General features: G+C 71.7%; 7 protein-coding genes. 6 read left to right on the top strand and 1 reads right to left on the bottom strand.

Going from position 1 to position 7,387, the window contains the following annotated elements; translation table 11 throughout:
- Positions 1–259 (bottom strand): hypothetical protein (locus SZN_RS41990; RefSeq protein WP_208865831.1); only part of this gene is annotated, 259 nt, incomplete at its 3' end.
- Positions 260–522: 263 nt separating this feature from the next.
- Here SZN_RS41990 and SZN_RS21125 point away from each other — a divergent pair.
- The 6 genes from SZN_RS21125 (at position 523) to SZN_RS21100 (ending at position 7,153) form a co-directional block, all read left to right on the top strand.
- Entirely contained in the window at positions 523–2,004 is a 1,482-nt protein-coding gene (locus tag SZN_RS21125; protein WP_244313403.1) for a Mu transposase C-terminal domain-containing protein, read from the top strand.
- Entirely contained in the window at positions 2,001–2,828 is an 828-nt protein-coding gene (locus SZN_RS21120; protein ID WP_007498362.1) for an AAA family ATPase, read from the top strand. Before SZN_RS21125 ends, SZN_RS21120 begins: the two co-directional genes overlap by 4 nt.
- Before the next feature lie 62 nt (positions 2,829–2,890).
- Positions 2,891–3,652: an AAA family ATPase gene (locus tag SZN_RS21115; protein ID WP_007498360.1), complete on the top strand. Its 762-nt coding sequence runs from the start codon at positions 2,891–2,893 to the stop codon at positions 3,650–3,652.
- On the top strand, positions 3,649–5,091 hold the full coding sequence (locus SZN_RS21110) for a carboxymuconolactone decarboxylase family protein (RefSeq protein WP_007498359.1): 1,443 nt from the start codon (positions 3,649–3,651) through the stop codon (positions 5,089–5,091). The genes SZN_RS21115 and SZN_RS21110 overlap by 4 nt, the downstream gene beginning before the upstream one ends.
- Positions 5,088–5,954, top strand: a complete 867-nt coding sequence (locus SZN_RS21105) for a hypothetical protein (RefSeq protein WP_007498358.1) — start codon at positions 5,088–5,090, stop codon at positions 5,952–5,954. The genes SZN_RS21110 and SZN_RS21105 overlap by 4 nt, the downstream gene beginning before the upstream one ends.
- On the top strand, positions 5,951–7,153 hold the full coding sequence (locus tag SZN_RS21100; RefSeq protein WP_007498357.1) for a hypothetical protein: 1,203 nt from the start codon (positions 5,951–5,953) through the stop codon (positions 7,151–7,153). The genes SZN_RS21105 and SZN_RS21100 overlap by 4 nt, the downstream gene beginning before the upstream one ends.
- Positions 7,154–7,387 lie beyond the last annotated feature (234 nt).

Here is a 7,387-nt window from a genome sequence, read left to right as displayed (position 1 = left end):
GGGTGTGAGGTTCGGGGAAGAGACCATCGAGATGTTCGGGTTTCCCCACCGCTGATGCTGACTCGTCTTTGTCCTGGTCAGTCGACGTTTCAGATGGTTGATCTTGGTGGTGCTTTCCCGAATCAGCGGTGGTGTGATCCCGAATCGGCCAGTGCAGTGTTCGTCGAACCTCCTTTGAAGTGGGCTCTATAGCGCATGAAGGGGTCGGGCCGGGGCGAATCGGATCGGTGACACCCGCCCAGGTGATCGACGCGGACACTTGTCGAGGGTGTCGGCTCTAGTGTCATGTCCGTAACGCCTGCCACGGGGCGCTGCGTGAACTGCCCTATATAGGGCGGCTGTTGACTGTCCGGAGGCTGACGCTGTGATCACTGCTCTGTTGCCGGTTCGTGCTCTGCGCGGTTGCCGGCTCCGGTGACCAGTGATGCCTGGGGGGTCATGGACGACGGCTTGGCGCGGCGTCGGGATGAGTTACGGCCTGCCGCGGTGGCTCAACTGTTAGGGCTGCGCAGGGCGGGGAAGTTGACAACGGCGCATGTGCGGCTGGTCTCCGAAGCGTTGAACGTGCACATCAGGACGGTGTGGGACTGGCTGGCGAGCGCTGAGAAGACCGGCAGCCCGGAGAAGCCGGAACGCTCCCGGTTCCGTATCACCAACGAGATCATCGAAGTTCTCGCCGACTACCAGGGCAACGTCAAACGCGCTCACGAGCACTTGGTGCGCGTGGCCGAGGAAGCGGGGGAGAAGCCGATCGGTCTGACGACCCTGCACGACGCCATCGCCCGTGACCTCGACCCCGGTTTCATGGCGGGCCTGCGGGAGGGAATTCCTGCCGCCCGCGGCTTCGACCCCGCCTTCCAGCGGCCGGCGGTGGCCCGGAACCAGGTGTGGGAGGGGGACCACAAGCAGGCCCCGCTCGTCGTGATGATGCCCGACAAGAAGCTGTCGAAGGTGTGGGTGACCTGGTTCGAGGACCGCGGCACCAGCTACGTGATGGGCTGGGCGGTCACCGCCGGCTCCGCGCACCGCGGCTCGGTCCTGGCGGCCGTACGGGCGTCCGTGCTGCGGGAGGATCCCTATGGGCCGGCCGGGGGACTGCCTCACCTCGTGCGGGTCGACGGCGGCGCCGACTTCCTGTCCAAGACGGTCCGGCGGGCCTTCGGGCTTCTCGGTGTCCCTGTGCACCGGGTGCGCAGCGCCCGCCACAAGGGCGGTATTGAGCGGTTGAACCGCACCAGCATGACCCGCTTCTTCGCCGACCTGCCCCGCTACACCAAGGCGCCCCTGCTCGATCACCGCCGCCGCGTCGGCGAGACGGACCCGCCGTTGACCTTCGAGGCATTCGTGGAGCTCCTGGGGGAGTGGGTCACCGAGCACAACACGAAGCACGTGGTGAAGCGCACCGGGGTGACGCCGCTTGAGGCGTGGCTGGCCGACCCCACGGAGATCCGCCCCGAGCCCACCCCGGCCCAGCTGCGCGCGTTCATGCTGGAGAGCGACCACCGGCCCCGGAAGATCACCAGTCACGGGGTGGAGTTCGCGGGCCGCTGCTACATGCCCGAGAACGGTGTCGGCCGGATCGGGGTCGAGGTGCGGGTTCGGTGGATGCCGCACCACAGCCACGAGATCGACCTGTACTCCTTCCGTGGCGACCGCTACCTGGGCGGGGCGTTCCTCAGCGACGAGGCCACCGAGGAGCTGCGCGCCAAGGTCCTTGCCGACCGCCAGGAGCACAGCGCTGAACTACGCAGGGCCCTGCAGCGCTCCGGTGAGCGCAAACACGACCGTTATCTGCCGGCTACCGAACCCCAACTGCCCGTCTCTGCGACCCGCATGACCAAAGAAGAGGCGCTCGCCGAACTCGCGGGCACCAGCCAGCGAGCGCCTGCCGCGCCGCGCCGGCGCGCAGAGCCGTACCAGCCCTTGACCCCCGTCCCGGCCGGCTGGGTACGCCCCGGCCAGGCCACTGCCTCCGCCGATCCGTCTTCAAAGGATGCATCATGACTACCGCACCCAGGCGCAAGCACGTGCCCCAGCGCCGCGCCGAGCCGGCCGCGGGCCGGTCCGCCACGGCGCCCCGCCGCCGGCCCGATCTGCGTCCGCAGTTCTTCCTCGATATTCCGGACTCGCACCTGGTCGCTACCGATACTCTGCTGCAGATCAAGGACACCGTCGTCGACACCGTCGAGTCGCGGGCGATGTCGGTGATCTACGGGGATGCCGGGCTCGGCAAGAGCTTTTCCACCCGGGCCACGATCCAGGAGATGAACCCGGATCTGATCCTGCCGCTGGACTTCGCCCGCTCCCGCCCGGGACCGAAGGACCTGCGCGAGGAGTTGTTCCACCAGATGAACCTCTCCTGCAAGATGCCCGGCACCCCGACCGCGTTCGACAAGCTGCTGCGCGAGACCCTCCCGCGGCGCCCGTATGTGATCGTGTGTGACGAGGCCCAGCAGTACCGGCGGGAGAACTTCGAGTTCCTGCGCAAGCTGTGGGACACCTGCGACCCCAAGCCCGCCATCCTCTTCGTCGGCGGCCGGGAGGCGTACGACACGCTGCAGAGCGACCCGGCGCTGGCCTCGCGGATCTACATTCGTCTGGAGATCCTCGCGATGTCCCCCGAGGAGGTCCTCACGACCGTTCCCGACTCCCACCCGGTGTGGCGGGACGTTGACGAGGCGCTGCTGAAACGGATCGACACCCAGTATGCCGACGGTTCCTTCCGCGAATGGGTAAGGATCACCAAGCATGTCCTGAAGGGACTTCAGCACTTCGGCGCGGAGAAGGTCGACGACGCCATCGTGGACTGGGCCCTGGCACGGTGCTGACCACCGCGCCCTGCTCGCGGGCTGTCTGGGCCGAGGCGGCAGCACCCGAACCTTTCGCCGTTGTGGACGACCTTGCCCCGTCCGGCCTGCACTTCCTCGCCGTACCCGGGGTACGCACCCTGCTCACCCCGGGCATGCTCGCCGTGGGCGAGGCACTCGCCGACGCCTGTGCCCAGCGGCGCTTCCTGTGCGTGCTGGGTGATGCCGGGGTCGGCAAGACCTTCGCCGTCCGCACCGCGGCACGCCGTCTCGGCGCGCCTGTGCTGCTTGACCTTCGGGCCCAGTCGGCGCCGGCGGACCTGCGCGCCGGCCTCCACGGCGCACTCGAGCTGACCGGCGCACCGCCTGCCGACCCCGGAGCCGCCGACACGCTGATCCGCCGCGCCCTGGCCGCCACACCGCGGATCGTCGTCGTCGACGACGCCGACCGGATGTCGGGGTCCTGCTTGGAGTACCTGCGCTTCCTGCACGACGGCACCCCCGGCGGGCTGTGCGTGGTCCTGATTGCCGGGCAGCGCGGCGAACGGCACCTGCGCGCCCAGCGGATGCTCGCCACGCGCACCGCCGCCTGGCTTCACCTCTGTGCGCTCACCCGCGACCAGATCCCCCTGGCAGTGCCCGCCCTGCACCCGCTGTGGCAAACCGTCGCACCCGGCCACCTGCAGGCGCTGGACGCCCGCTTCGCCAGCGGCAGTCTGCGCCGCTGGGTCCTGCTCACCCACCACACCCAGCGGGCCCTGGCCGCCACCTCAGCCGCCGCACCCGATGCGCGCCTGCTGCAGACCGTCGTCGACCGCATCGACAGCCCGGGCCGGCGCCCATGACCACACCCCCTCGCACCCCACAACAGCCCGCCGCACCGGCGCCGCCGCCGGTACGGCTGCTCCTCGACAGCGACGACGACCACGCGGTACACCGGGCCGCCTACCAGTGGGCCGATCCCGCCCAAGGGCGGATCACCGTCGACCCCACCCCGCACACCACCAGCCCGGCCTACCTCGCACTGGACGTACTGCGCGCCATGGGCCGCGACGGATTCTTGCGCCCCGAGGCCGAGCGGATGTCCACCGACCCGGCCTGGCGGGCGGTGACCTGCTGGACCCTGGCCTGCGGCGGCCTGGATGAGGTCATCATGCTGCGCGCCCACCGCCTCACCATCGAGCGGCTGCGCCGCCTGGCCGCGTGGCGCGCGGACACCGGCATCCGCCTGACCCTCCTCGCCCACACCCCGGAGCAGACCGACCTCCAGCGCCTGCTCGAACACCTCACAGCCGCCGAGTTGGTGGACGTGGCGACCGTACGCGGCACGGCCGCCGTTCTCGAGGCGATCGGCCCGGCCGCCACCGGACGGCGCACCGGCCCGCCGCCGCACGATCACGCCCACCAACTGCCCACGCTGCCCCGCAGCGGTGTGGCCGCGTGGCGCGCGGACTGCTGGCGCCGCCAGAACGCCACCGACTTCGCGCACACCGACGGCCAGTACCGCGCCGGCTACGCCGCCGCCCGCACCTGGCTGACCTGCACCCTGTCACTCCAGCCAACCCCACCCGAGGTCACCGAAGACGCCGACCACCCGGCCGAGCCCACCCCCTTCACCCTGCAGGAGACCGAGGCTGTGCGGCTGTTCCTGGCCCGGCTGACCGTCTCAAGTCCCAGCGCCCAGCACACCGTGGCCCGCGTGCGCGGCGCCCAGGCCGCCTTCCTGTCCCACTCGCTGCTGCTCAACGTGCCCGACGACCTCACCAGATGTGCGGGGCCCGGTCTGACTACCGTGCCTCTCACCCCGCGCACCGTGCACACGATCACCGTGCGCCTGCCCAACCCGCTGCGCGCCGCCGCCATCGCGGCTCTGCTGTTCACCGGCACCGACACGTCGCTGCTGTCGATGACCCAGATCGCCGGCGTCGACAAGGACGGCACCACCGTGGCCATCGACCGCGACTCGCGGATCAACATCGGTGAGGAGCCCGGGCCCCGGCACCTGTACGCGATCCCGTCCCGCGCCCGCCCCCTGCTGCGCGCCGCGGTCGAATTCCGCCGCCGCACCCCGCGCACCGCTGACAACCACGGCCTGTTCGCGAACTGCTTCGGCACCGCGCCACGCTTCGAGGCCCTCATCGCCGACGCGGGCCTTCCGGTTCCCGCCCTGGTCCACCCCCACGCCGAGGACGACTGGCACACCGCTGCCCGCTGCTGGCACCTGCACACTCCCACGCCATCCGCCCCCGACGTCCTGCCGCGCCTTGGGGAGCTGCACCCGTGACCGACCAGCCACCGCAGCCCGGCGACACGTCCGTGGCCGCGTTCGACCTGATGTTCCTGCGCACCCGCGCCGCCCAGTGCCGGCTCACCGACGAGGACCTGACCGCGCTGACCGGCATCCCCACCGCCGACTGGGGCACCCACCTCACCCCGCACACCCTCCCCGCCGCGGCCTTGCTCGCTCTCGCCCGTGCGCTGGACACCTCACCTGAGTCCCTTCTGCGCGTCCCCGAGCAGGCCTCCCGCGGTTCCGTTCCGGGGGCGGCCACCCATGCCACCGTGCTGCACGCGGCCCTGCTTGAGGTCGGTCGCATCCACCCCGACGACCTGGCCTGCGCCCTTCAATGGCCCCCGCACCGCCTCAAGCGCGCCGCCACCGCCCTGGCCGTACACCTCGAGCAGCCCAGCAGCCCGCAACGGCTCATCCACACCGACACCACCATCCACCTGACCTGCGTCCCGGGCCTGCTCACCGGCACACAGCGGCAGAACATGTACAACACCGGCCACACCGCGGCCTCGCTCGCCCCCGGTGAGGCCGCCGCCCTCACCCGCCTGCTGCACCGCACCGCCCGCGGCCTCACCCCCGACCTGCCCGCCGATCAGATCCCGCGCCTGGCCAACCGGCGTCTGCTCGCCCCAGCCGGAAATCAGCCCGCTCCCCACCCCGACGTGCTGTTCGCCCTCGGCCTGGCCGCCCACCCTCTCCTGGACGCCGCCGGCCCCCAAGTCCTGGGCCACCGCCCCGCCGCGGCCGCCCCCGGACCCCACCGACGTGTCCACCAGGCCGACGCAGCCCGCGCGGAATTCACCGACAGCCACTTGCCGGTGCCCGCCCCGCCACAGCCGCCCAGGCCGCGATGACGCCGCCTCCGCGTACGGCCGCCGTCTCCGAGACCACCACCGACTCGTCCGACAACACCACCACAAGCCCGTGGAAGCCCACGTGGTCACCCGGCCACACCCGCCCCGGCCTGCCCCCGCTCACCGTGGTGCACGATCCCCACGACGACCACGCCTTCATGGCCGCCGCGCTGGCCGCCCACACCCCCCAGGTCGGCCGTATCACAGTCCACCCCACCCCGGTGGCGAGCGCACCCGCCTCTCTGGCCCACGACCTGCTGCGCAGCATGGGCAAACACTTACCCCTGGCCGGCAGCGAGGACGGCACGTACTGGACCGGTAACACCGAGACCGCCTGGCGCGCCCTCGCCGCCTGGACGCTCGCGCTGCGCACCGGTCATCTCATCGTCACCCGGGCCCATCGCATCAGCTCCCGGCACTTCGAGTACCTCTTCGCCCTACGGGAACTCACCCGAATCCGCCTGACCCTGCTGTGCCACGGCCCACTCCCGCCCGCTCTCGCCCCCGCGCTGGCCACCCTCCGGTACGAAGAGGCGCACACCCTGGCCGCGGCCCACCGCGCCTTCACCACGCCCGATCCGCCACCGCCCACAGGCCGGTTCGCGTGGTGGGAGGCAGGCGAGCAGTTCCCGCCCCGCGAGGGCGAACCGGGCTTCCTGCTGCCCACCCGCCGTACGCCCGGCCGCGGCGTGATCGAGGCAGCGGCCCGTCGCCTGGGCCGCGCGGTGCTCCCGCTGCCCGCCGCAGGCCGCTTCCCGCCCGAGCCCGACGAGCCGACCGCGCTCCTCGCGCACCGGCTCCACACGCGTATCGCCCATCCCGTCCATGCCGCGGCCCTGGCAGTGCGCGTCTTCACCGGCTGCCCGGCCACACAACTGCAGTTGCCCGCCGCCCACACGGCCCCGCCGGCCCTACCGAACCGTGGCCCAGAGCACCCGGCCCCCACCTGGGCGGTGGACTTGATCGAGGCGGCCCGCTGTTTCGGGCAACTGGAAGGGCGCCAGCCCAGCGCCCGCCCGCTGCGGCTGAGCCCCTGGGACCAGACGGCCGTGACCGAAGCAGCCCACGCCTGCGGTCTGCACGAGCACCAGGCACCGGTCACGAAGCGGCACTCTGCCGCGACCACCTCGCGTTCCGGGCGGCCGGCCGCCGCTCTCCGCGGCGTGGGCAGCACACCCACGCCGAGCCGGGCAGCATGAGGGGGGCAAGCGCCCCACCCGCACCCGCAAACACAGCAGGGAGGGGACGATGGCCGAGCCAGGAACAGAACTCTTCGAAGCGATCCGCCGTGACCACCGCGCGGGCGACAGACTGCCGAGCTCCTGGCCACCCGGCACGCCGTTTCCCGCCAGACGGTCAAGGAGGCGATCTCGACCGTGCTGCCCCTGCCCCATGCCCTCCCGGCCGACGAGGAGGGTCTGGACCAGGCCCCG

Source organism: Streptomyces zinciresistens K42 (assembly GCF_000225525.1).
Classification (GTDB): Bacteria; Actinomycetota; Actinomycetes; order Streptomycetales; family Streptomycetaceae; genus Streptomyces; species Streptomyces zinciresistens.
The sequence above is the reverse complement of the archived record's forward strand: the minus strand, read 5'-3'. Positions and strand labels throughout refer to the sequence as shown.

Bases quoted from the DNA above. Each gene is read 5' to 3' on its own strand.
- SZN_RS21120 (WP_007498362.1), top strand. From the start codon at position 2,001: ATGACTACCGCACCCAGGCGCAAGCACGTGCCCCAGCGCCGCGCCGAG.
- SZN_RS21110 (WP_007498359.1), top strand. From the start codon at position 3,649: ATGACCACACCCCCTCGCACCCCACAACAGCCCGCCGCACCGGCGCCG.
- SZN_RS21100 (WP_007498357.1), top strand. From the start codon at position 5,951: ATGACGCCGCCTCCGCGTACGGCCGCCGTCTCCGAGACCACCACCGAC.